The sequence below is a fragment of the Thalassotalea euphylliae genome, from assembly GCF_003390335.1.
Lineage (GTDB): Bacteria > Pseudomonadota > Gammaproteobacteria > Enterobacterales > Alteromonadaceae > Thalassotalea_F > Thalassotalea_F euphylliae_B.
This window is the reverse complement of record NZ_QUOU01000001.1, coordinates 666,973-688,889: the sequence shown is the minus strand read 5'-3', so window position 1 is coordinate 688,889 and position 21,917 is coordinate 666,973. Positions and strand designations below refer to the sequence as shown.

Genomic DNA, 21,917 nt, shown 5'->3' with positions numbered 1-21,917 from the left:
TAAATTGCCTATCACTGATGAACCATCCTTGTGCACGTAATTCAACATATACGCTCAAGCGGCCTTGCTCGATATCGTGTGCCTCAAGTCGCCTCAACGTCAATTGAGCCTACTTGCAGTGATAAAGTCGCTTTGGGGTAAGCCCATTGAGGGGCGCACTATCTAGGGGCAATAGCCGACGACCTCAAGGTACTTTTTCTCGTAACGGTTTTTAGTCCCCAAAGCGACCTTGACCTGTGCTATGCAACCGCTTTGTTATCTTTTTGCTAGTTGTCAAAGTCATGCACGTTACTCACTGCAATCACCCTGTTGCACTTGTCATACCAAACTTACAAAGCATTGATAAATATGGTTTTTTATAATTTTTAACCACTTTATTTTGTTGCTATTCAACAACAGTTAACAACAAGCAACTAAACATCTAATCACTCATTTTCAATTACATTTTTGCGTAGTACTTTAAAATCAGTCACTTAGCACAGAAAAGCAGAGAGACAATCCTGTGTTGCCAATAAGCAACAGTGTTGAATTTACTCATAGAAGCGCTTTAAATGGAGGGGCTAACTAATACCAATCCGCATCACAATATGCTCAACTCAGCGCGATTTATTGATGCAGCTTGGTATATTTCATCAACGAAGAGAAATTGCTTATGACCAGCGACTTGCCGGTGCTTGCTAAGCTACGACGTTCAGCCAGTCAATTGTCAATTAAACACCTTGCCGTGCTTGGTTTTTTTAGTGTTATCGGGCCTCTATTCGCCGCGCTGCTGTATATCGCAGAGCAAACTAAAGCGGCATCAAGTTTGGGAGTTCAATCGATACTCGCAGTATCCACCTTGGTAAAAGCAAACCAAGACCTGAGCCAAACCCTCACACGAGCAGAGCGCTTTGCCAGCCAGTTTATGGTGCTAAAAGAAATTGAATTGCTTGACAGATTTACCGTCGAGCACTTTAAAGCGGTTAATATTCTGGAAACACAGCTCGCAAAGATGAATGACGAACAACTAGATTCGAGCATTGCATCACTCAATGATCAACTGAGTGAGTTAGCGCAGCAGCTACCAAGAGAATTTCAAGCGCTTGAGCAAGTTGCGACAGCATTTCGTCAAATGGTGCCGATCAATCAAGCGATCAGGGCGCGAAGCGATCAGCTTATTCAACTGAAAGCACACGCGATTAGGGATCAGACCGAAAGTGTTGATGTTGTCATTTACCAAAGTTTACTGATCGTACCGATAAGTTTGCTGATCGCGATTTTCTTCGTTTATTTAATCAATCGTCCACTGCGCCGTATTACCGGCCAGATTGACCAATTGTCGCAAGACAATTTTGAACATGCGTTCGAACTCACGGGCCCCAAGGAAATTAGTAACATCGCTCGTGCACTGGAAACGATGCGGGTTAGGCTACGCGCTTTAGAGCTGCAAAAATCCAGCTTTATTCGCCACATATCCCACGAACTCAAAACGCCACTCGCAGCAATTCGCGAAGGTAGTGCCTTACTTAATGACAACAGTTTGGGCGCGCTCAACGCAGGTCAAAAAGAGGTCAGTGGTATTATCATCAACAACGTTAACCGCTTGCAGCAGCTTATCGAAGACTTGTTGGCATTCAATATTGTACTCGATTCAACCAGCCTGCAGGACAGACAAACCTTCCTTATCGCCCCAGTGATTGAAACTGTTGTTAAGCAACATAAATTAGCCCTGCAAAAAAAGGGATTAAGTGTTGAATTGGCGCTGGCAGATGCCACCCTGAAAACCAATCAAAAACAACTGAGCGTGGTGATTGAAAACTTGTTATCCAATGCCATTAAATACACCAATAATGATGATGTGATAAAAATAAGCGCAGCGGTAAAAGACCAACAACTACAATTAAGTGTGAGCGATCACGGGCCAGGAATGTCACAGCAAGAGTGTACCCACATCTTTGATGCTTTTTACCAAGGTAAGCTAGCCACTGCCAACGGCGTAGACAGCAGTGGTTTGGGACTTACCATAGTACAAGAGCTGGTGATGCGACTCAGCGGCACGATTGACGTTCAATCAAACCAAGCCAAGCAAACTCATGGCACCACGTTTATCGTGAAATTACCCAGCTTGAGCGCTCAGGAGGCATAACATGAAGGTGACACACTTAATTCTACTGATTGCGCTAACGCAGTTACTGCAAGGTTGCAGTTTATTCCTTCCGCCGCCCGCTTCAACACCAGTCATCACCGCCCAACCTTTAGCGGCTAAACCTAATTTAAGTGCTTATTATCAATGGCTCAAAGGATTGGAAGCAGAGCAGCTTGCCAGTGAAACGGCACTGCAACAGCAACGAAAAAGCGAACAAGTACCCGATGCTGATTTATTCTTACTCTTGTTGCGCAGCTTGCCAAGTTCGCCGATACACAATCCATACACAGCAAAAGCAATGTTAAATCAAGGGGATTTCAACCAGTATATTTACGCCCATGTCTCTGCCGCTGATTTAGCATTTGTCACTATGCTCCGCGATCAACTCAATCAACAATTGCTCTTGCTGCAAGCAAATAAGCAAAACGTGACACAAAGCCAACAAGAAATCGCCAAACTGACGTTAAAACTGGCGATGTATCAAGAAGCGAATACATCACTGACCGAAAAGCTAGAGCAATTAAAAGCAATTGAAGCTCAGTTAAATGCGCGAGACCACTAACCATAACAAACAACAAGCATAACAAGACAAGCACCATGACAAGACAAGCACCAAGTAAGCCTGAGCCATTGATGAATCACGAGCACGCAAGAATTATGGTCGTTGACGATGATCCCAGTCTGTTGCGGCTGCTTTCGATTAGGCTAGCAGGCGCAGGCTATCAAGTAGAATCAGCCGAAAGCGCGAAAGTAGCACTAGGCGTGATGAGTAGCTTTCAGCCCGATGTCGTGATCAGCGATTTAAAAATGGAGGGCATGGATGGCTTTGCCCTATACGAACAAGTACGCCAACGCCACCCTAACCTGCCAGTTGTGATCATGACGGCGCACGGCACAATTCCCGATGCAATTAATGCCACTAAACAAGGGGTATTCAGTTTCCTCACCAAACCCTTTGAGAGTAAACAGCTACTCGATACCGTTGAGCAAGCACTAAAACTGCAACCGCTCAGCTCAGGTCAAGAAAACACGGAAAGCTGGCGCAAAAATATTATTAGCCGCAGCAGTAAAATGGCGCAACTGTTACAGCAAACCAAGCAAGTCGCACAAAGTAACTTTAGCTTGTTGATTCAAGGGCAAAGTGGAACCGGTAAAGAACTGTTGGCCAATGCAGTGCACCGAGCGAGTAAGCGCGCTAGTGCGCCTTTTACCGCCATAAACTGTGCGGCGATTCCTGAATCACTGCTTGAGTCTGAACTATTTGGTCACGTAAAAGGAGCGTTTACAGGCGCAGATCAGCGTCATGTCGGTTTGTTTGAAGCTTGTCATGGCGGCACCTTATTTCTCGATGAAATTGGCGATATGCCAATGAATTTTCAAGTTAAATTACTACGGGCATTGCAAGAGAAAGAAATTCGCCCAGTCGGCAGTACGCAATCTATCGCAGTGGATGTGCGCGTGATTTCAGCCACGCATAAAAACCTGCGCAAAGCGATTATCGAAGGTAAGTTCCGCGAGGATCTCTACTATCGCCTAAACGTGGTCGAACTGGAAATTCCAGCGCTTGCTCAGCGCCGAGAAGATATTCCCCTGCTCGCCCAGCATTTTCTGCACAAAGGCAAGCATCAAACGGACAATGTGACGGTCAGTGGCTTTACTCAAGAGGCGATGGAGCTGCTCATCACAGCGCCTTGGCCCGGCAATATTCGCCAGCTTGAAAATGTCATCGAACAAAGTATTGCCTTGGCAACTGAGCCACTGATCAGCGAGCAATTAATCAGTAATGCGCTACGCAATAAACCCAGTGAGCTGCCATCTTTCGCGCAGGCAAGAGACCAATTTGAGCGTGACTATCTCGCTAAGTTGTTACGATTAACTAACGGCAACGTGACCCAAGCGGCGCGCATCGCTCAGCGCAACCGCAGTGAGTTTTATAAACTACTCAACCGCCATCATCTCACGCCGGAAGCATTTCGCGACGCAAATGATGAATCGCCACTTGAGTAATAGAAAAAATGAGTAGCAAAAAACCTATTACTTAATTGTCAGCACGATTATCAGCACGCTAGGATAATGAGGCTGTCGATGGTACAACCAAGTAGCGGCTTAGCGTACTCGAAAGCGCGTCTTTGTTGATAGGTTTACTCAAGTAGTCATTCATACCCGCGGCTAAGCACTTTTCTTTATCGCCAGCCATGGCATTTGCAGTCATGGCGATAATAACCATGTGCTGATGCTTACTGCCCCCTTGACCTGCTCGAATCGCTTGCGTTGCCTGATAGCCGTCCATCTCGGGCATCTGGATATCCATTAACGCGACATCATATTGCTGTGCCACATCGTTTAACATACGCAATGCCTCAACTCCGTTAACCGCAATATCACAGCCATACCCCAACTTCGTCAATACGCCTTTTGCTACCATTTGGTTAACGCGATTATCTTCAACGAGCAAAATTCTTGGCCCATCCGCAGACGCTTTAGCAGTACTGTCGACAACCGCTGGCGGTTGTGCCATCGCATGTTCCGTGGATTTATGATCTGCTGATGGTTCATGATCTGTTAATGGCTCATGATCTGTTAATGGCTCAGTCTCCGCTAAGCGCTCAGTCGTTGCTAAAGACTTTGCATTTGTTAACGGCTTCTCACTTTCTGTGTGACCTTCTTGGCTGCCAAGCTCACTAATGTAATGACGAGTAACGAGTGGTTTAGCATGGCGCAGCGCCTCACCATTGTCTGCGATAATATTCACGGCGGCATGCAGGTCATTAATGGTTGCCGGTTTTGGAAAGTAACCGCTAAAGCCCATTTGTGCGAAGCGCTTGCCATCGCCAGGGGTTTGCATTGAGGTCATGACGATAAGTTTCATGCCATTACCGACATCGAGTTTTTTCAACGCTCGCGCCAGCACCTCACCATCCATCGCGGGCATTTGACGATCTAAAATGGCAATGTCATACAAGGGCTGCTGCAGGTCGATACGCTGCTGACAATGGGCTATCGCTTCTGCACCAGTTTTACACGAGACAACCGCTGCTCCCCATTGGCTTAACTGGCGCTCTAGCACTTCGCGATTAGTATTATTGTCGTCAACGACAAGGACATTCAGCTGGCTAATATCGACTTTCGGCATACGCGGCACTATTTGTGGCGTTTTGCCTACACAAATATCACAGGTAAACTCACTACCCTGCCCAGCCGCACTGCGGACACTGACATCGCCATCCATACGGCGACACAGTTTTTTGACAATCGCCAAGCCCAATCCCGTACCGCCGTAATTGCGCGTCGTTGACGAGTCCACTTGGCGAAATTTTTCAAACAACAAATGCTGCTTTTCTTTTGCCACCCCAATGCCAGTGTCACTCACGGTAAGCAACAATCGCCAGTGGCTATCGTCCTCTTCAACCAAACTCGCTTTCACCAAGATTTCCCCTTGATGAGTAAACTTGACGGCATTGCTAATCAGATTGGTCAGCACTTGGCGAATTCTACTGGGATCACCGACGATTTGACGGTCGGATAGGCCAACGGTATCGAGAATTAACTCAATATTTTTCGCCTGCACCTGCGGTGCCATCGACTCACTGAGTTCCCCCATCATATGCGCGAGATCAAACACAATCGCTTCAAGATCTAACTTATCAGCGTCAATTTTTGAGAAATCGAGTATGTCGTTGATTAACTGAAGTAAAGAATTCGCACTGCTTTGTGCCAGTGAAACCTTGTGCTGTTGATCCTTGCTTAATTCAGTATCTTGCAGCAGATCTAACATGCCAATCACGCCGTTCATCGGCGTGCGAATTTCGTGGCTCATACTCGCCAAAAACTCATTTTTCGCTTTTACCGCCGATTCCGCTTGGGTTTTCGCTGCCGTCAGCGCTAGCTCATTACGCACTCGCTCAGTAATGTCGTAGTTTACGCCAATCATATTGGTGACTTGGCCGTCGTCATTGACCGTGTTGATGGCCGTTGCTTTGAGATAACGAATTTCACCTGACGGGCGAATGATACGAAATTGCGCTTCAAATTTGCCAGCTGAATCAATCGCTTGTTGATGCGTACTGTAAATGCGTTTTCGATCGTCTGGGTGTAAACCTTGTCGCCACGCACTGAGTGCACCGGAAAAGTTTTCGCGCTCAATACCATACAGCTTGAGCATCCAGTCATCCCATTGCAATTCGTTGGTTAAGACGTTGTAATCCCAAACACCGATACCACCAGAGTCAGCGGCAAGCTGCATTCGTCGGTTACTGTCTTTAATTTTTTGCTCAGCGTTTTTCTGCTCACTGATATCTAAATGGGTGCCAATCATACGCTTAGGGCGGCCATCATTATGCCATTCAACAACTTTGCCCGTGTCTAGCACCCAAAGCCAATGCCCCTCTTTATGGCGCAATCGCGTTTCGCAGCTGTAGTACTGTGTTTCACCACGCCAGTGACGCTGTAATTCCTGTTGCGACAATATTAAATCGTCAGGGTGTAACCTAGACGTCCAAGTCTGGCCAGTAGTGGGTGCCAATTCAGCGAGGGTATAGCCAATGATATTGGCCCAACGTTCATTGAGCACGGCTTTATCGGTATCAATTTCCCAATCCCAAATCCCTACCGCAGTGGCCTGCATCACAGACGCTAACCGTTCATTACTGTCAGCGAGCTCTTGCTGCGCCTCAATGCGGTTAGTAATGTCTTGAAAGGAGCCGTACAAACGGATACATTCGCCATTTTCAAACTCCGCTTCCCCCTTGGCAACGACCCATATCTCTTTCCCTGTGGCAGTGATTAATTCAAGCTCTTGCTGATAAGACTCACCGTGCGAAATAGAGCGCTCGACTAACTTGGTAATTAACTCGCGACTGCGTCCTGCTTTGTAAAAATTAATCGCCGTATCCAAATCAGGCACATAGTCAGGAGCTACTTCATGAATTTGTTTGGTCATTGGCGACCAGTAAATTTGATTGGTTCTAAGATCTACTTCCCACACACCAAGGCGCGCCAGCTGGCTCATCTGCTCCATCAATTGCTGTTGACCCAAGAGTTGTTCACGCTGCTGTTTGCGCATCAGCTCGTAACCTATCCATTGCGCAATCAGCTGAATAATTTCTAGATCGGCATCTATAAATTCATGGCTATAAGGCTCAGCGCTGGAAAAGTTCAAGGTGCCAAATCGCTTGCCATCAACCAATATGGGGGCGCCAATATAAGTTTCCAAAGCAACGTTTTGATAGCAGGGATGACCGCTAATGTCGCTCTCACTGATTCGCTCTATGGCAATCGGCTTATTGGTATTTAAGGCGTGAAAGCAAGCGGTTTTAGCCAATGGAAATGATTCGCCAGCGCACACCGCATCATTGGTGCTACGGGCGAAGAGCACAGTATAGTCTTGGTCTTGCACTTGGCTGACAATACCGAGCGGCAAGTGGAACAGCTCGCAACCCAGTGCCAGTAAATTATCTATTTTTCGCTCAAAATTGGCGCTGCTATCGGAGGTCAGGTCGTGGATGCGTTTTAGTGCTAACTCAGTTTGGCGTTGCTCGGTAATATCGTTTTGAATGAGCATGAACTTATTGTGCTTTTTGTCAGCTTTTAATGGCACTATCGTCGTCGTGAACCAAAGCTTACGGCCGTTGCAAGAAAGCGTGCACAATTCACCTCGCCAAACACTGCCTGTGCGCAGCGTTTGATAAATTTTGTCAATAAAGGCATCTGTGTGATGGTCGCTTCTTAGTTTTTCAACAGGCTGAAACAGCAAGGCGTCCGACTCATAGCCGTACACTTGGCTAAAGCGCTGATTGTAAAACGTAATAATGCCTTGCTGATCGAATTGTAAAACGAGGGAATGCTTGTTGATGGCAAATTGAAAATCAGACGCGCGATTGCGCTCATTGCTCAGCTTCGAGTAGGTTTGTTGTAACAAATTGCGTATAACGTAATAGGCGTAACAAGCGACAGCTAAAAAGACCAGTACGGTCACTGTCCAAATCAATGCACCTATGCGTTCACTGGCCTGAAAACGCTCACTCGCTTCGTGTTTAAACACCGTGAGCGCCTGCTCAAGCGCGATAACAAACGAATCACTCGCCAAGGCATTAATATTGGCCATTTGTTGCGCAGACATTGTCGCATCCCTAGCCAGCGCTTCGGCACTGGTCAAATATGCCGCCAAGCGCTGGTTTAAGTCGCGATATGTCGCCATGTTGAGCGAAAAATCTGAGGCTTCGTTTGCCATCAACAGCTCGACATGCTGAACCAAGGCTGCCTGGTTTTCTCGCATGGCTTGCGCTGTTGCGATCACTTTTGCGACAAGCTTAGATGGACTATTGACCTTGTTTGCTTGTTGGTATTGAACGAGTAATAGGCTGATTTGTTGTAGTGAATTTCGTTGGTCATCGGCAACCTTCGACACTTGCTGAAACACTTGCTGCTCTTGGTAGTGAAGCCGCAACTGAGAAAAAGCAACGGCGACCAATAAAACATTCAGCGCAAACAGTAAAATATAACGGCGAGTAAAATTAGCCAGTACTGAGTGCATTTTTTGCATCAAAAAACCCTAGGGAATTGGAATAAATTAATATTTTGTAAAGTATTACATGCCCATTGAGTAAACCCAAATATTTGCATAGCACTAGGTGCCTATGCTTGAAATCAGTGTCTTAGAACAAAGTCTCAACACATAGTCTTAAAACATAGCCTTAAAACATAGCCTTAAAACAGCGACTCGAAATAGGCTGTCCAACAGATCGTAGTTTTGTCTCGCAACAAACCTAATTGGCGAGCAAGTTAGCCAATGCTTGTTGATACTGTACTTTTTTGACGTCGTTAAAACCGACATGGGTTGCCACGAGCTTGCCTTGACGATCAAATATCATACTACTTGGCATGCCCGGTAAATTGAAATGACGCGCGATTTTGCCTTTGGGGTCATAAATCACCTCAAAATCGGCCGGATGCTCGGCAAGAAAGTCCAAGGCGTGTGCCTTATCGGCATCTAGGTTCACTGTGATGATTTTAAGCCCTTGCGCTTGATACTTCGCCTGCATTGCATTCATCCACGGGAATGACGCTTTACACGGTATGCACCAAGAAGCCCAAAAATCCAAATAAACCACTTGCCCTTGGTGCTGTGCTAATTTTTCTTCCAACTCAATAAGCTTGGCATGCTTTGCCGCTGCTGGGTTCGATAACATCAATAGCAGCGCTGTTAACATTAGGCCAACCCATTGAGTAAGCCGTGTGGTGTAGTTGTTTAATGTCATGATTATCTAGCCTCGAGTGCGTAACACGCGTTAGTCAAACTGATAGTTGAGAGAGACAAAAAGTGAGCGCGGTTCACCCACAAAATAGCGGTATTGACCAAAGCCAAAATCGGCGCGCTCTGCGTAATCTCGGTTCGTCATATTAAGCCATTGCATCGCCACCGTTAAGTTGTCTGCTACTTGTGTACTGGCGCGTAAATTCAGTAAATTATGGCCTCGATAGTCAGCGGTATTTTCTGGGTTGAGGTAATAATTGCCCATATGCTGCCATTCCAACGTCACTTTTTGCTGTGCGTTATGCTGCCAGCCAAGTTGCACATTTGCGATATGCTGAGGCGCAGTATCGATTTCATTTCCTTGGATGCTGACTCGGCTCAGTGTCAAATCTGCTTGATAGGTGTGATTAGCCAAGGTGCCCGATGCTTGCACGAAAAAATCTGCTGGCAGTTGATAACGCAGTAAAAATTCAATACCAAGATGGCGCGTTTCACCGTTATTAACGTTCTGGCGATCCGCGTCTTGAAATATCACGCGTTCTTTATCCATGGCGAATAATGAAACGTCGTAAAACAGTTGAGTTGATTGCCCACGTACACCTAGCTCGATACCTTGAGAGGTTTCTGGGGCTAAATTGGCAATCGTTTGTCCGGCCTGCAAGCGGAATAATTCTGTGGCTTGCGGTGCGCGATACCCCTGAGAGTATTGACCATAAAGTCGATGAGAAGGCGCTAATTGGTAACTAGCGCCAAGTTGGTATGAGGTTTCATTAAAGCTTACTTGTTGTGAACTGGGTCGAGTATAGCGACAATTAATCACATCAGGCGCACAGGCACTGCCATCCGTTAGCTTGTTTTGATAATCGTAATCTGTGTATTCATAGCGCATACCAGCGGTGAACTCCAGCTGCGTAGTCGCTTGCCAAAACAGCTTTGCGTAGGGAGAAACAATGGTTGCGTCAACTTGGTAATCATAGTGAAAACCCGCGGGTAAATGCGGAGCAAACGGCTCGGCCTGAAACTCCACCAACTCCCCCTGCGTAAAGTCGACATCAACCCCTGCCAGCCAATCAATACGCTGCTGGCTTTTGTGGTAGCTAAGCTTCATACCGCCACCCGTTTGACTGTTTTCTTCCAACGGTTGCCACGGTAAAAAGTGTTGTAAGAACTCCATGTCTGTCCAGCGCAAGTAAGGGCTCACTTGTAACAGTTCATCATCGCTTAATTGGTAGCGAACAAGTGAATATAGACGAGCACTCTGGCTATCGCGATAAGCTTGAGGATTCGGATTTTCACGTTTGCGCGCTTCTTCTCTGTATGCTTCAAAGCCGCGAATAAAGCCGGCGGTGTCTTGATTGAGATGAGTTGCAGACAGCACATTTTTAACCGACCACTGGCCATGTTCGAATTGATGAATCAAGGTCAACTTTTGCTGTTCAAAGCCACTATCATCTTTATAGCCGCCATCATGAGCGCTGTTGCCATAAGCCATAAACCCGTGTTCATTTTGCTGATGACTAGCACTAAATGTTGCGCGTTGGTAATCATGTGGCCCTAATGTTACCCCCAAGGAGCCACCTTGCGTGGACAGAGGTTCGGGCGTGATCACATTGATCACGCCATGGACAGCATTTGAGCCATACAAGGTACTCGCAGGACCACGCAGTACTTCAATACGTTGGGCTTGCAGTGCATTCGCATCAAATAATTGGTTGATATTACAAAAGCCGGGACCACGCAGTGAAATACCATCTTGCGCCATAAAAAATGCGCCACACCCGCCACCGCCGGTAAGTACTGGTGAACGCAGTGCGGTCAGGTGCTCTTGCCCATTGCCACGGCTAATCCAAGCGCCTGGCACTTGCGCCATTATCTGATTAATGTGCTGATGATTAACCGCTTGCAGCGCTTGCTCGCCAATCACCGTTAAATTACCCGTGAGTTTGGCCAGTTGGCGCTCAATACCTGAGGCCGTAACCGTAATGGTTTCTAACCCCGTTGGCTGCTGCGCAGCCGCTTGCCATGGAGGACCAACAAAAGTGGCCAATAGCCCGGTAAACAGGGCGCGGCGCAGTATCAGACGAGAGTATTTCAAAAACTTTTCCTTATTGGCCTTTCGCTAGTAATTAGCTAGTGACTGTCTAGCAATTGTCGAGAACTCAACGAGTAACGGTTAGGTAACGATTAAATTTGTTTTATGGTTTGGGTTTTATCGCTTGGCGGCGCTAGTTTACAGCGGCGATACATTCAACTTCAACCAATGCTCCCGCTGCCAACTCACTTACGGCAAATGCGCTACGCGCGGGATAAGGCGCACTGAAATATTGGCTATAAACTTGGTTAAATGCCTTGAACTGCTTAATATCAGTTAACATCACCAAGCACTTTACCACGTCAGACATTTGATAGCCGTATTGGGTTAACGTGCCTTTGATGTTTTTCATGACTTGATGAGCTTCACCTTCAAAGCCACCTTGCGCTAACTTGCCTGTTGCCCCATGCCAACCAATTTGCCCGGATAAATAAAGCGTATTGCCCACCTTAACAGCCTCAGAAAACGGCAATGCCTTATTGCTCGGCTTGGTATTTAAAAACTCGATACTATGTTCGGTATTGTGCTCGGTACTGTGCCCGGTACTATGTTCAGTACTATGCTCGGTAGTTGCCAATGAAAGGGGGACAAATAACAGGGTTAACACCGCCGCCAGTAACTTGGATTTGAGTGTTGAGCATGCGCAAACTTGTTTCATAACTCACCTTCTTTTTCGCTTTATCTGTTGTTTTAATAGTTTGGTGTTAACGCGTTTGGCCTTGTTGTGAGCCATACCGATAGCGCTTTGTCTACGAGAGTGTAAGACCTAGGGATTAAAAAATATATTCTTGTGCCAATAATCGTGATTTTGGCAAAGCAAAGATCGCATTGGCGTGCCGGCGCGTAATTTATCGCAGCAAAGTGCATTATTGCTTTAAACTTCATCCACTAAACGCTAAGGTACTTGTTAATAATGGCGTCGGAGAGGCGTCTGTAAGTTAATCGCAAGCAGTTGAATTAATGAAGCATTTATTTTTCTTGGTATTCATATCTGTGTGCTTACTCAGCCACGCCGGAGAACATCAGCTAAGCGTGGTTTCTGAGCATTGGCCGCCCTATATTATTCACTACAAAAACGACACGGTTCAAGCAGAAGTCAAAGGGGTAGTCACCGAGAATATTCGCGAAATTTTAGCGCTTGCCAACCTTGATTATTCACTGAACATTTACCCATGGGCAAGAAGCTACCACCTCGCCACCAACAAACCTAATGTGCTTATTTACTCTATTTTTAAAAACGAGCAACGCGAGCCACTGTTTCATTGGTTTTGCCCAGTATACCAAGCGACCCCAATCAGAATTTTTAAATTAGCCACTAACAGTGCTGATATTAGCTCACTAGCGTCCCTTAAAAACTCTGTAGTCGGTGTAATGCGAGATGACAACAGCTATCGATATTTGTCGACTAAAGGCTTTGAGCCAGGTGTCAACTTAGATATTTCATCCAACGAAGAGATCAACTTGCTCAAGTTGATCACAGGTAAAATTGATGCGGTCGTCCAATCAGAAGCAGCGCTGCGCTATCGTTTAGCGCAAGTTAATGCCAGTAACCTCGCCATTGTTGCAGGACTGACACTGCATTCCAAAGAAAAAACCGAGCATTGCATGGCACTAAGCAAAAATTCGGATGCGCAACTGATCAACAAAATTTCAACCGCATTTGCTCAATGGCAAGCAAATGCGACTCATGCTGACAGTAACAATACAGACGCGCAATTCAGTAATTTGCGGTAATACTAACTCGGTAGAATTTACATGGCAGCTGATGGCTAACGCAAGCCAAGCACGTACTTTACAGTACGCGGTAAAATCAATATGTGTAGAACATCTTGGCAGTAAAGAGCTAAAAACACATTACTGAAAGATAAATTGCTTAAAAACATTGGTGACATGCTGCATTGTCACCAATGCTTTCCCTTGTTAACCTTGTCGCTCAGCGCTCGCTAGCAATCTCGACAGCTCTATGCACAACTTACACGATTTAAAAACCTTGCTCAGCCCCCTACTTAGCCTTGACGATAGCTTGTGGCAAGCTTGGTCAACAATTGTCAAACCAGTCTCGGTCGCCGCTGGCGAGCGGCTATTACATGCAGGTAAACAGCAAACCCACTTTTATATCATCAAAACCGGGGTTGTGCGTTTTTTCTATACCTTGCCTGATGGCAAAGAGCGCAATAAGGCCTTTTTTAAAGAGGGCGATCCCATTGGTTCAATGAGCGCCTACCTAACAGGCTCGGCCAGCAGCTTCTGTATCGAAACCTTAGCCCCCTGCGAGCTTTATAAAATTGCGGTCGAGGACTTTAATCAGCTAATCGCTCAATATCCGCCAATCAACGACTTTTTAGACAACCTCACCAAACAGCTATTCATTCGTAATGAGCGACGCGAAGGGATTTTATTGACCGGAAATGCAGAAGCGAGATACCAATGGCTGATGGATGAAGAGCCCTGGCTGTTAGCAAGGCAAATTCCGCAATACCACATCGCCTCTTACCTGAGTATGGATGCGGTATCACTGTCTAGGCTAAAACGTAAGAAGTGTTAATTAGTTAGGGCGTGTTGATCTTTTAGGGTTGTTTTTGCAGCAGTCTGTTTGGGTTTTATACAAGGCGACACTTGTGCCGTGTAGTCACTCTCCACAAATAAGTGGCAACACAGTAGAAAAGTCAAACAGACGCTGCCCCTCTCTAACACAAAAGGGGGTCACCTAAACGCTTCCTGCTCATTGTTACTCGCTTTTTACATGGAATAACCATGCGACAAACCGAGTGCCGCGATCAGCAAGCGTTTAGATTGCACAAAATTCAATCTCGAAAGATCAACACGCCCTAATATTCACTTCCAAATTAAGGGTTTCAGCCAAATGTGCACAAGTTTTTACCAGTGAATCGCTCACTTGATGAGCGCTCACATCAACGAAAATTTTACCGCAACTTAGCATTTTAGCCTCCGCAACAAGGTCAATTTCGGGCAGTTGTGCTGCCAATTGCTCTTTTACCGCGTCTAACGCTGCGAGTGTTCGCAATTCTGTTTTTTGCAACTTGCCAACCGCTGTCATTGGCAAAGCGTCAAGCACAGTAATCGCTTTAGGATGTGCAGGTGGCTCGGCAATGTGTTGCTTGGCGTAGGCCATAAGCTCCTCAATGCTGACCTTGGCCGCTGGCTCAAGCTGAACATAAGCAACCGGTAATTCACCTGCATAGGCATCGGGCTTACTTACCGCAGCAGCCAGCGCAACGGCGGGATGGCTTTCCAAACAACTCTCAATATCAACCGGGTCAATATTATGGCCACTGCGAATAATAAGATCTTTAGAACGCCCCGTAATAAACAAGCTACCATCGGCATCTAGGTAACCTAAATCACCCGTTCTCAACCAGCCATCGGTTAATGGCGATTCGTCACTGCCAAGGTAGCCAGCAAATACGGTATCACCGCGCACGCAAATCTCGCCTATACCATTTGAATCCGGCGACAGTTCGTCAATAGTGATTTCAACGCCTGCGGCTTGACTACCTGTACTCAGTAGTTTTGCCGGCGCCGACAGGTTTGGCATGGCAATCACACCTGACGTTTCGGTCATGCCGTAAATTTGATACAGCTCTAGGCCCGTCATTTCTGTGATTTTTTGGCCAACACTTTCCGGTAGCGATGCGCCCCCCGAAATCAAATAACGCAACGAGCTAATATCATGCTCAATAGGCACATTAATTAACGCCGCGAGTGACGTTGGAATCGCGCCGCCAACGGTAACACCGTAATGCGCTATAAGCTGCCAATATTGGCTAATGACTTGCTTGTTTCTAAACCCAGCCATGGTGGGGAAGACAGTGTGTATACCCGCAGCTAAGCCGCCTAATCCGACGACTAAACCACCAGCAACGTGAAACAGCGGCAAACCGTTGATAAAAGTGTCTTGCTGGTCAGATTGCATCGGCACGACATAGGCATTCGCAGCCGCTACGTGGTTAGCATGCGTATGCATCACAAGCTTAGGTGACCCCGTTGTTCCGCCAGTATGGAAATACGCAGCAACATCTTCTGCGGTAGGCAGCCAATGCGACGGCAGTGGTGCATCGCTATAACCACTCAAACGTTGACCAAATGCTGCGTTATCGCCGTCGGGAATTGCCACAGGGATAAGCTTTATCGGTTTATTTGACTGCTCAACCACAGCCTGTGCTTTTTGCCAGAAGTCTGATTGTGGATTTGGCCCAAGGGCGAAAATAATATCAGTGTCTGCTTTTTCCATGAGTGCCGACAAGGCTTCAACATTTAACAGCGGATTGATCGGGTTTGCGATACCACATGTTTCCGCCGCCCATATAATATATTGTGCTTCTGGGATATTCGGCAGTAGGAATGAAACCACCGGGCGTTTACAGCTTTCATCATTAATATCAAGGTGGTCGCGAATTAATCGCACGGTGCGGTGAATATTACTTAACAAGGTTTGATAAGTAACCGACTCATCAACTAACTCTGGTGTAAGTTGCTTGATCAAAGTAAAGGCGTTGGCCTCGCCTTGTTGCTCACATATTGTCTGTAGCAACTGATAGACATTGGTTGGCTTTGTCTTGATATCTATCATCAATCTCTCCCCATAACTTAGGTGTATTATTTTTTAATCGTTTGCTCATTGGCATAAACATACTGCGACTAAATTAGTAGAGGGTCATTAACAAATGTTAATTGTCAATTAGATAGGTCAACGTTGTGTTCACTGAGCTTGCCGATCATCGAAGTTACGAGTAAGGAAGAATTAGCCCACGAAATCTCAGGCATATGGCGTTGCCGCGAGTCTAAAAGCCACTCGCTTTGAGCATTACTTGTTAGGCATGGCCAGCTTTACAGGGCGTGTGATTGGTATTAATACCGGAATTGCAATCCGGTAAGCGAGAATGTAGAGAATTACTGATTGAGCAAGGACAAGGCTAATTCGGGCTGAATATTAGCTTGCGATAAAATAGACTGCGACGCCTGCTGCAACACTTGCTCTCTTGCTAATTTCGCAGTTTCACTGGCGTAGTCGGTATCTTGAATACGAGAGCGCGCGGCAACGATATTTTCATGTGAATTCATTGTGGTGCGAGCAGCGCTCGCCAGAACATTTATTGACGCACCATACTCGCTGCGATAACCGCCAATCGTATTTAAGGCGTTCTGCAATGCGCTAATTGCCGTTTGTGCACCCGAAGCACTGCCGATTGTCAGCGGTGCAATGCCTAAATCTACGGACGTACTGGCGGTTTTTTCAATATCAATAAAATCATCGTTACTGCCATCAGGTGTAGTGGCAACAAACACCTTAAACGGTTCATTATTGTTAGTCGTATTGCCTAGGTTGGTATAATTAACCGTAAGATCAAAGCTACCACTGCCGACCACCGCCACGTAAAGGGGCTCCGTGGTAGTATCAATATGAACCGCCTCAATAAGGGTGTTGCCCATATTAATTCCATCGTTATTGCCGTCACTAGGAGAAGTTCGATCGCCATCGCCACCAAAGCTTATGGTCATGCCATTGTAGCTTGTGCTGTTAGCAGCAGTTGGCGAGTACACTGGCCCACCAGAGTTTAAGTTGCTGGCATCATAACTAGCCCCCGGTGGAAAACCGTTTTGCGGGGTCAATAAATTGTTTTCGACATCTTGCGGTGTGCTAATGGGAATATTGTCAGCGTTATTTTGCCAGCTGTTATCATTTAAATCAGTCCCCACCAAATGTCTGCCATCTTGTGTAAATATTTGGATGTCATCATCTAAGCCTTGTGAGTCAAGGGTTAAGCTGACATTGTTAGAGCCGGCGGGGATTGCAGCAAATGAACGGATACCAGAGCTAAACGTACCAGTGCCACCACTGATTGGGAAAATATCCCCCAGCGACGGCACGTTGTTACCGCCAAGCAAAGGGTATATACCGAAGATTTCGGTGTTATTGGCAATGCGATCAATTTCACGTTTTAGGCCTTGAAACTCCACATCTAATGCTTGCTTATCGGTGGAGGTAAGCGAGCCATTAGCGGCCTGCACGGCTAATTGGTACATACGTTGCGCCATACTTGAGACCTCAGCTAGCGCCCCTTCTGCTACCTGCGCATAACTAATGCCGTCGTTAATGTTTTGATCGATGCGCGAAAGTGCATTCGACTGCGCCGTGAGTCGCACGGAAATTTGCAGGCCAGCAGCATCATCGGCAGCAGAGTTTATTCTCTTCCCCGACGAAAGCGCTTCATAGCTTTTTTCTAGCCGATTAGCATTAATGTTAAGCTGATTGATAGCGTTGAGCGCTGACGTATTGGTATTAACAAACATCAGTCACTCAACCCTATACCGAGTTCAAGTTGCATTACCTTTCAAAACGATTCAAAAAATTGACAGAAGTCTAGGTAATGCAGGTAAAGCAGGAGCCGTACCAATTGCTATGGGTTAGTTGTAAACCTCGTTAGCTAGGTTAAAGCGATGAGTTTTCCATGTGCACATGGATGAGAGATATGGAAGAGAAAGCGAGGTAGCAGCAATTACTACCTCATAGTAAATGGGCTGGAATGAAGAGGATTAGAACGATTAGGTAATTCTTGCACCCACTTCATGTGGTGCCCCTAAATAGTTGTCGAGCGGCTTGTCCACAGCGCGTTTTGGTCGAAGAACTTTGCGCGCAATGGCAAGCAGCAATATGGCGATAATCGCCAACCCGGCACTCACATGCCCTAGTATTGGATAACCAGCCGTAATCATCGCAATCATAATTTTGCCAAAGACCAGCCACTCAAAAGCAACAGTCAGCAGCAGTAATACGGCACTGGCAAGCAGATTAGCACCGATAAATCCTCGCAGGTTATTAGCGAAGAATCCAGCGATAGTCACCAGCAGTAAAGTGGCGCCAAAGACATACTCAATCAAGTGTTCGCGCTCGCTGATGGCCTCAGGTAATGAGCGTTCAAGAAAAAAACTAAGTGCCGTCGCCGTAATCACGCCTAAGCACGCTCCTAAGGTTGCACCTCGAGTAAAAGCAAGAGTTTTCGGGTAAGCATTTTTTGGCTGACGTTTGACGACCCAGAGTACATTACCTGCGACAATCATGGCGCAAAACAGCATGGCGAGAACAAAGTAGATGATACGCATATCCGTCCCGGCATAATTGGCGAAGTGCATGGCATAAAGCATTGATAAACCGCGAGCGAAAACGTTATCTTCTGCCACGTTCATGGTGTCTGGGTAGCTGTCGGTAGCGACTTCGTAGAAACGCGAGAACGAGTGATTAAACCCTTGGTTATAAAGCCCAATGGTTTGAAAAACGGCACTTTTGTCGCCATATCCGTAAAGGTTTAGGCCGGTAATTTCCGCGTTATTAGTACGCTCCAAGTCAGCAACAAAGTCGTGTAAATTTGGCATTAATTGGGGCTGAGTGGCGGCAACGCCTCGATGAGCGTAAAAGCCCGCGTCTTTGGCAATAGCGTCAAGATCGCCCTTGTACAACACCAAAGCGCTAGGGATTTGCACTAAGATAAGTAGATTGAGGATCACGCCAGTTAACGCGTACATAATGGCATAGGGCAAGCTGATCACCCCGACAACATTGTGCATGTCGTTCATTTGCGTACGCAGTTTTTGGTCTTTGCGATATAAGAAAAAGTTTTTTACGATTTTTTTCAGCTGAACGATAACCCCCGTGATAATAATCACGAAGAAGAACAGGGTAATAACGCCGACAATGTAAAGCCCCTGCGGTAAATGCAGCTTGTAGTGCAGCACGTACAAAAAATCGGCCAGTTCGAACGGGCTATGGTCGGTAAAGACTTCGCCACTGTGTGGGTCAATGAGAATATCCTTAAATTCTTTTTTAACCTTTTTTTTATCCTCAGCTGGCGCTTTTTCAGTAGCTTGAGTTGGCGCGCTCGTTTGCCCCTCTGACTCACCATTACTCTCAAGCGCTTGATGGCTAGCAGCCGCTTGAGTGATGGTGTCACCTTCTTCTACTGGTACCTGAAAAAACATCCGTAAATACGGCATTTTTTCATTGGGAAAGCGCAGTGATATGCGATCTTCCGCCAAGATGCCGTACTCGGCGATTTGTGCCTCGACCAAGTCGTTGTAGTCGACGGTTTCACCACGTGACTTGGCCTGCGTATCAATGTCGTAATACAGCAGTTTTGCCCACTGGTCTATTTCGGGGTGAAAAAGTGTTATCGCGCCAGCCCAAAAGACAATAAACAATGGTAAAGAAATTATTAAGCCAACCCAACCATGGGCATTAAGCGCGTTTTTTAATGTTGCTGACTTCATGCGCCCCCCTGCATGTAAAACCACGTATTAACTAAGCCAGTCACCAGTAAGCTCGCGACGCAAAACAAGGTCGGCTTTTTGATCGACGGCATACAATAAAACCAGGCAAGCAGTGCGCTCCACAGCACAAAGCCACCAATCACAGCAATTAACAAAAAGACATCTCGAGGCAGCGGAAGGACAAAACCAATCACGATAAATAAGCTCATGGTGCTTAAAAAGCCGAGTAAAAAACCCGCCAGTGATTTTGTCCACAGTGAATATGCCCAATTAGTTTTTACCTTTGCGGAACTAGAAGACATAAAACCCCCCAATCACAGCATTTACTATGGTCAGCACAGTGCCGTAAAACAAAGGCCTGCGCTGTTTAGGAAAGTAAGGAATGACGAGTGATAAGGCAATCCACACTAGCATCACCATCACGGTTAACACCAAAAAAGCAGCCAACCAATGGTGCAGACTTAGTAGTAATGTGAATGCGGCAATCAGCGTGATACTAAACACTGACCACCCCAGTTTTTTGCCTAAAGGGTGAGATAAGACTTGTTGACGCTCGGATGTAAGATAAGCGGAAGTACTGCCCACCCAACACAAAAATAGCGCGACAGCGTTGATAAAAAAGCTCATAAATTATTGTTATTTGATGTTTTCCTGCTTGAATTCTAACCCACGCAAAAACCAAAGAAAACCTTAAAGACAATAGTAATTATTTGCATTCATTAAAAATTCTACTGAATACTCCTCAAAAAAAACAGAGGCTACTCTAAGTGATCTGATCTCACTGGGCTGGACTGGCACACATATCAAAAACACCATTGACAGTTACTTACAAAAACTTTTTCTCATGCCAAAACTAAAGCCCAAACTAAAGCCAAAAAGTATTGGGGGTATGAGCCATGATTGAAAAAGGCAAGGAACATTTGGGGCGGCTTATGCGCGGTTTATACACAGGACTTAGCGAACTTGGCGTTGAAACGCCCATATTTCATACACATTTTTAGCGCAGATCGTATTGAAGCCGCGAGTAAAAACCAGCAATCGGCTCAGGTTATATTTTCCCGTTCGGGGACTTGCGCCCAATGGCTCCAAGAGAAGACAAGTTTATTACCACTTGCCTAAGGGGACGCGTTACTTTGCTGCAAATTCGAAAAAGCTACCCCTTGCTCTGTAACACGCTGTTAATAACCGTGCGCAGTACTTAACGACTGACTCGGCGCTTGCTCACTAATGTTTAAAAACAACGAGCGGCTCTTGATCATACGATCAGTACATGCCCCCTTAAATTCAACGATTTTTCGATTATCGCACACTGATAACGCATGAATTTCATCAACCGTTGAAGTGCCGTCAGCTTGGCTATAAAACACCGTGAGTTGACCAGCAAAGTTATCTATTGCCCGTGTTACCGAAAGCGCTTTTAAACGCACTCTGTCGTTGTTAAACACCTCTTTTTCCATACGTGCCAGTAACATATTCGGCAAGCGGTTTTCACCAATAAACTGTTTTAACCTTTGGTAGAAATCGAGTACTGGCGAAACCAAAGTTAACTTACCTTGGTATTGCGAAAGCCACATGCTGTTACCGACAATTGACGTGCCAACTCCTTGAGTAATCACATGTGATGGCGCAGGCAAATACCGGGTCGCAATATCAAGCGCATTACTCCAATTGGGCAATGAAACAAATTGCTCGCCTCGGCGCTGAGCACTTGGCGCCGACAAAAATTCAATGGCGATGCAAGTGTAGCCTTGCTGAACCAAACGCTTGATAAGCGGCATAAACTGATGAGCATTTCCCCCACCATGCACCAACCAAATATAGTTTCCCGCTTGGCCGTCTGTCCCTTCATTTTTCCTTGCATCTAAACTGCCACCTGTGGTGTAGGTGCGAATACCGCCATATTTAGTGCGATATAATTTCCGCTTGCTCTCTTTAGCCCAACGCGCGCTTGAAGAATTTGGGATGAGTAATTTGCGCTTAACTAATGTGTAAGCATACTCAGGAAACCAATTGCTCAGCAATTTGATCCCAACGCTGAATAGTTTTTCTTTGATCATCACTTGTCCTATCGCACTTGGGGGCTAGCTGGTATTTTGCCCAAGACTATAAGCTGCAAATAGGGAGGAAATATGGATAGGCTTGCTATATAAAGGTTAGCTCAATAG

The 21,917-nt window shown here is 46.1% G+C and carries 15 protein-coding genes; 5 read left to right on the top strand and 10 right to left on the bottom strand.

Annotation, left to right across the window (positions count from 1 at the left end):
• Window positions 1-652 precede the first annotated feature (652 nt).
• Genes DXX93_RS03000 through DXX93_RS02990 form a run of 3 tightly spaced genes read left to right on the top strand, consistent with a single transcriptional unit; the run spans window position 653 to window position 4,132 of the window.
• Window positions 653-2,125 carry a sensor histidine kinase gene (locus tag DXX93_RS03000; RefSeq protein WP_116006747.1) on the top strand — a complete coding sequence of 491 codons (1,473 nt, stop codon included), beginning with the start codon at window positions 653-655 and terminating at the stop codon, window positions 2,123-2,125.
• Between the two features lies 1 nt (window position 2,126).
• Window positions 2,127-2,687 carry a hypothetical protein gene (locus DXX93_RS02995; protein WP_116006746.1) on the top strand — a complete coding sequence of 187 codons (561 nt, stop codon included), beginning with the start codon at window positions 2,127-2,129 and terminating at the stop codon, window positions 2,685-2,687.
• Between the two features lie 35 nt (window positions 2,688-2,722).
• Window positions 2,723-4,132: a sigma 54-interacting transcriptional regulator gene (locus DXX93_RS02990; RefSeq protein WP_374188921.1), complete on the top strand. Its 1,410-nt coding sequence runs from the start codon at window positions 2,723-2,725 to the stop codon at window positions 4,130-4,132.
• Between the two features lie 58 nt (window positions 4,133-4,190).
• On the opposite strand, the gene DXX93_RS02985 is transcribed toward DXX93_RS02990, so the two are convergent.
• The 4 genes from DXX93_RS02985 to DXX93_RS02970 form a co-directional block, all read right to left on the bottom strand.
• The gene (locus tag DXX93_RS02985) at window positions 4,191-8,666 is read right to left on the bottom strand and encodes a PAS domain-containing protein (RefSeq protein ID WP_116006745.1); all 4,476 of its coding nucleotides are present in this window, start codon (window positions 8,664-8,666) and stop codon (window positions 4,191-4,193) included.
• 223 nt (window positions 8,667-8,889) lie between these two features.
• A complete protein-coding gene (locus tag DXX93_RS02980; RefSeq protein WP_258872573.1) occupies window positions 8,890-9,381 on the bottom strand; it encodes a TlpA disulfide reductase family protein in 492 nt (163 codons plus the stop codon).
• 30 nt (window positions 9,382-9,411) lie between these two features.
• Window positions 9,412-11,472 (bottom strand): TonB-dependent receptor, encoded by a 2,061-nt coding sequence (locus DXX93_RS02975; RefSeq protein ID WP_258872572.1) that lies wholly within the window; start codon window positions 11,470-11,472, stop codon window positions 9,412-9,414.
• Window positions 11,473-11,602: 130 nt separating this feature from the next.
• Window positions 11,603-12,127: a RidA family protein gene (locus tag DXX93_RS02970; RefSeq protein ID WP_116006744.1), complete on the bottom strand. Its 525-nt coding sequence runs from the start codon at window positions 12,125-12,127 to the stop codon at window positions 11,603-11,605.
• 302 nt (window positions 12,128-12,429) lie between these two features.
• Between DXX93_RS02970 and DXX93_RS02965 the strand changes: the two genes are divergently transcribed.
• Window positions 12,430-13,203 (top strand): substrate-binding periplasmic protein, encoded by a 774-nt coding sequence (locus tag DXX93_RS02965; protein WP_116006743.1) that lies wholly within the window; start codon window positions 12,430-12,432, stop codon window positions 13,201-13,203.
• A gap of 229 nt (window positions 13,204-13,432) precedes the next feature.
• Window positions 13,433-14,014, top strand: a complete 582-nt coding sequence (locus tag DXX93_RS02960; RefSeq protein WP_116006742.1) for a Crp/Fnr family transcriptional regulator — start codon at window positions 13,433-13,435, stop codon at window positions 14,012-14,014.
• 273 nt (window positions 14,015-14,287) lie between these two features.
• Here DXX93_RS02960 and DXX93_RS02955 read toward each other — a convergent pair whose 3' ends face one another.
• The 6 genes from DXX93_RS02955 to DXX93_RS02930 form a co-directional block, all read right to left on the bottom strand.
• On the bottom strand, window positions 14,288-16,060 hold the full coding sequence (locus tag DXX93_RS02955) for an AMP-binding protein (protein ID WP_116006741.1): 1,773 nt from the start codon (window positions 16,058-16,060) through the stop codon (window positions 14,288-14,290).
• A 320-nt stretch (window positions 16,061-16,380) separates the two neighbouring features.
• Entirely contained in the window at window positions 16,381-17,781 is a 1,401-nt protein-coding gene (locus DXX93_RS02950; protein WP_116006740.1) for a flagellin N-terminal helical domain-containing protein, read from the bottom strand.
• A gap of 252 nt (window positions 17,782-18,033) precedes the next feature.
• On the bottom strand, window positions 18,034-19,752 hold the full coding sequence (locus DXX93_RS02945) for a PepSY-associated TM helix domain-containing protein (protein ID WP_116006739.1): 1,719 nt from the start codon (window positions 19,750-19,752) through the stop codon (window positions 18,034-18,036).
• On the bottom strand, window positions 19,749-20,054 hold the full coding sequence (locus DXX93_RS02940) for a hypothetical protein (protein ID WP_116006738.1): 306 nt from the start codon (window positions 20,052-20,054) through the stop codon (window positions 19,749-19,751). The genes DXX93_RS02945 and DXX93_RS02940 overlap by 4 nt, the downstream gene beginning before the upstream one ends.
• Complete coding sequence (locus tag DXX93_RS02935) at window positions 20,044-20,379, bottom strand: hypothetical protein (RefSeq protein ID WP_116006737.1); 336 nt, start codon at window positions 20,377-20,379, stop codon at window positions 20,044-20,046. Before DXX93_RS02935 ends, DXX93_RS02940 begins: the two co-directional genes overlap by 11 nt.
• Before the next feature lie 551 nt (window positions 20,380-20,930).
• On the bottom strand, window positions 20,931-21,809 hold the full coding sequence (locus DXX93_RS02930) for a hypothetical protein (RefSeq protein ID WP_116006736.1): 879 nt from the start codon (window positions 21,807-21,809) through the stop codon (window positions 20,931-20,933).
• Between the last annotated feature and the right edge of the window lie 108 nt (window positions 21,810-21,917).

Excerpts from the sequence above, each read along its gene's own strand:
- DXX93_RS03000 (WP_116006747.1), top strand. The coding sequence starts at position 653 with ATGACCAGCGACTTGCCGGTGCTTGCTAAGCTACGACGTTCAGCCAGT.
- DXX93_RS02935 (WP_116006737.1), bottom strand. The coding sequence starts at position 20,379 with ATGAGCTTTTTTATCAACGCTGTCGCGCTATTTTTGTGTTGGGTGGGC.
- DXX93_RS02990 (WP_374188921.1), top strand. The coding sequence starts at position 2,723 with ATGACAAGACAAGCACCAAGTAAGCCTGAGCCATTGATGAATCACGAG.
- DXX93_RS02930 (WP_116006736.1), bottom strand. The coding sequence starts at position 21,809 with ATGATCAAAGAAAAACTATTCAGCGTTGGGATCAAATTGCTGAGCAAT.
- DXX93_RS02970 (WP_116006744.1), bottom strand. The coding sequence starts at position 12,127 with ATGAAACAAGTTTGCGCATGCTCAACACTCAAATCCAAGTTACTGGCG.
- DXX93_RS02950 (WP_116006740.1), bottom strand. The coding sequence starts at position 17,781 with ATGTTTGTTAATACCAATACGTCAGCGCTCAACGCTATCAATCAGCTT.
- DXX93_RS02965 (WP_116006743.1), top strand. The coding sequence starts at position 12,430 with ATGAAGCATTTATTTTTCTTGGTATTCATATCTGTGTGCTTACTCAGC.
- DXX93_RS02945 (WP_116006739.1), bottom strand. The coding sequence starts at position 19,752 with ATGAAGTCAGCAACATTAAAAAACGCGCTTAATGCCCATGGTTGGGTT.
- DXX93_RS02960 (WP_116006742.1), top strand. The coding sequence starts at position 13,433 with ATGCACAACTTACACGATTTAAAAACCTTGCTCAGCCCCCTACTTAGC.
- DXX93_RS02955 (WP_116006741.1), bottom strand. The coding sequence starts at position 16,060 with ATGATAGATATCAAGACAAAGCCAACCAATGTCTATCAGTTGCTACAG.
- DXX93_RS02995 (WP_116006746.1), top strand. The coding sequence starts at position 2,127 with ATGAAGGTGACACACTTAATTCTACTGATTGCGCTAACGCAGTTACTG.
- DXX93_RS02980 (WP_258872573.1), bottom strand. The coding sequence starts at position 9,381 with ATGACATTAAACAACTACACCACACGGCTTACTCAATGGGTTGGCCTA.
- DXX93_RS02940 (WP_116006738.1), bottom strand. The coding sequence starts at position 20,054 with ATGTCTTCTAGTTCCGCAAAGGTAAAAACTAATTGGGCATATTCACTG.
- DXX93_RS02985 (WP_116006745.1), bottom strand. The coding sequence starts at position 8,666 with ATGCAAAAAATGCACTCAGTACTGGCTAATTTTACTCGCCGTTATATT.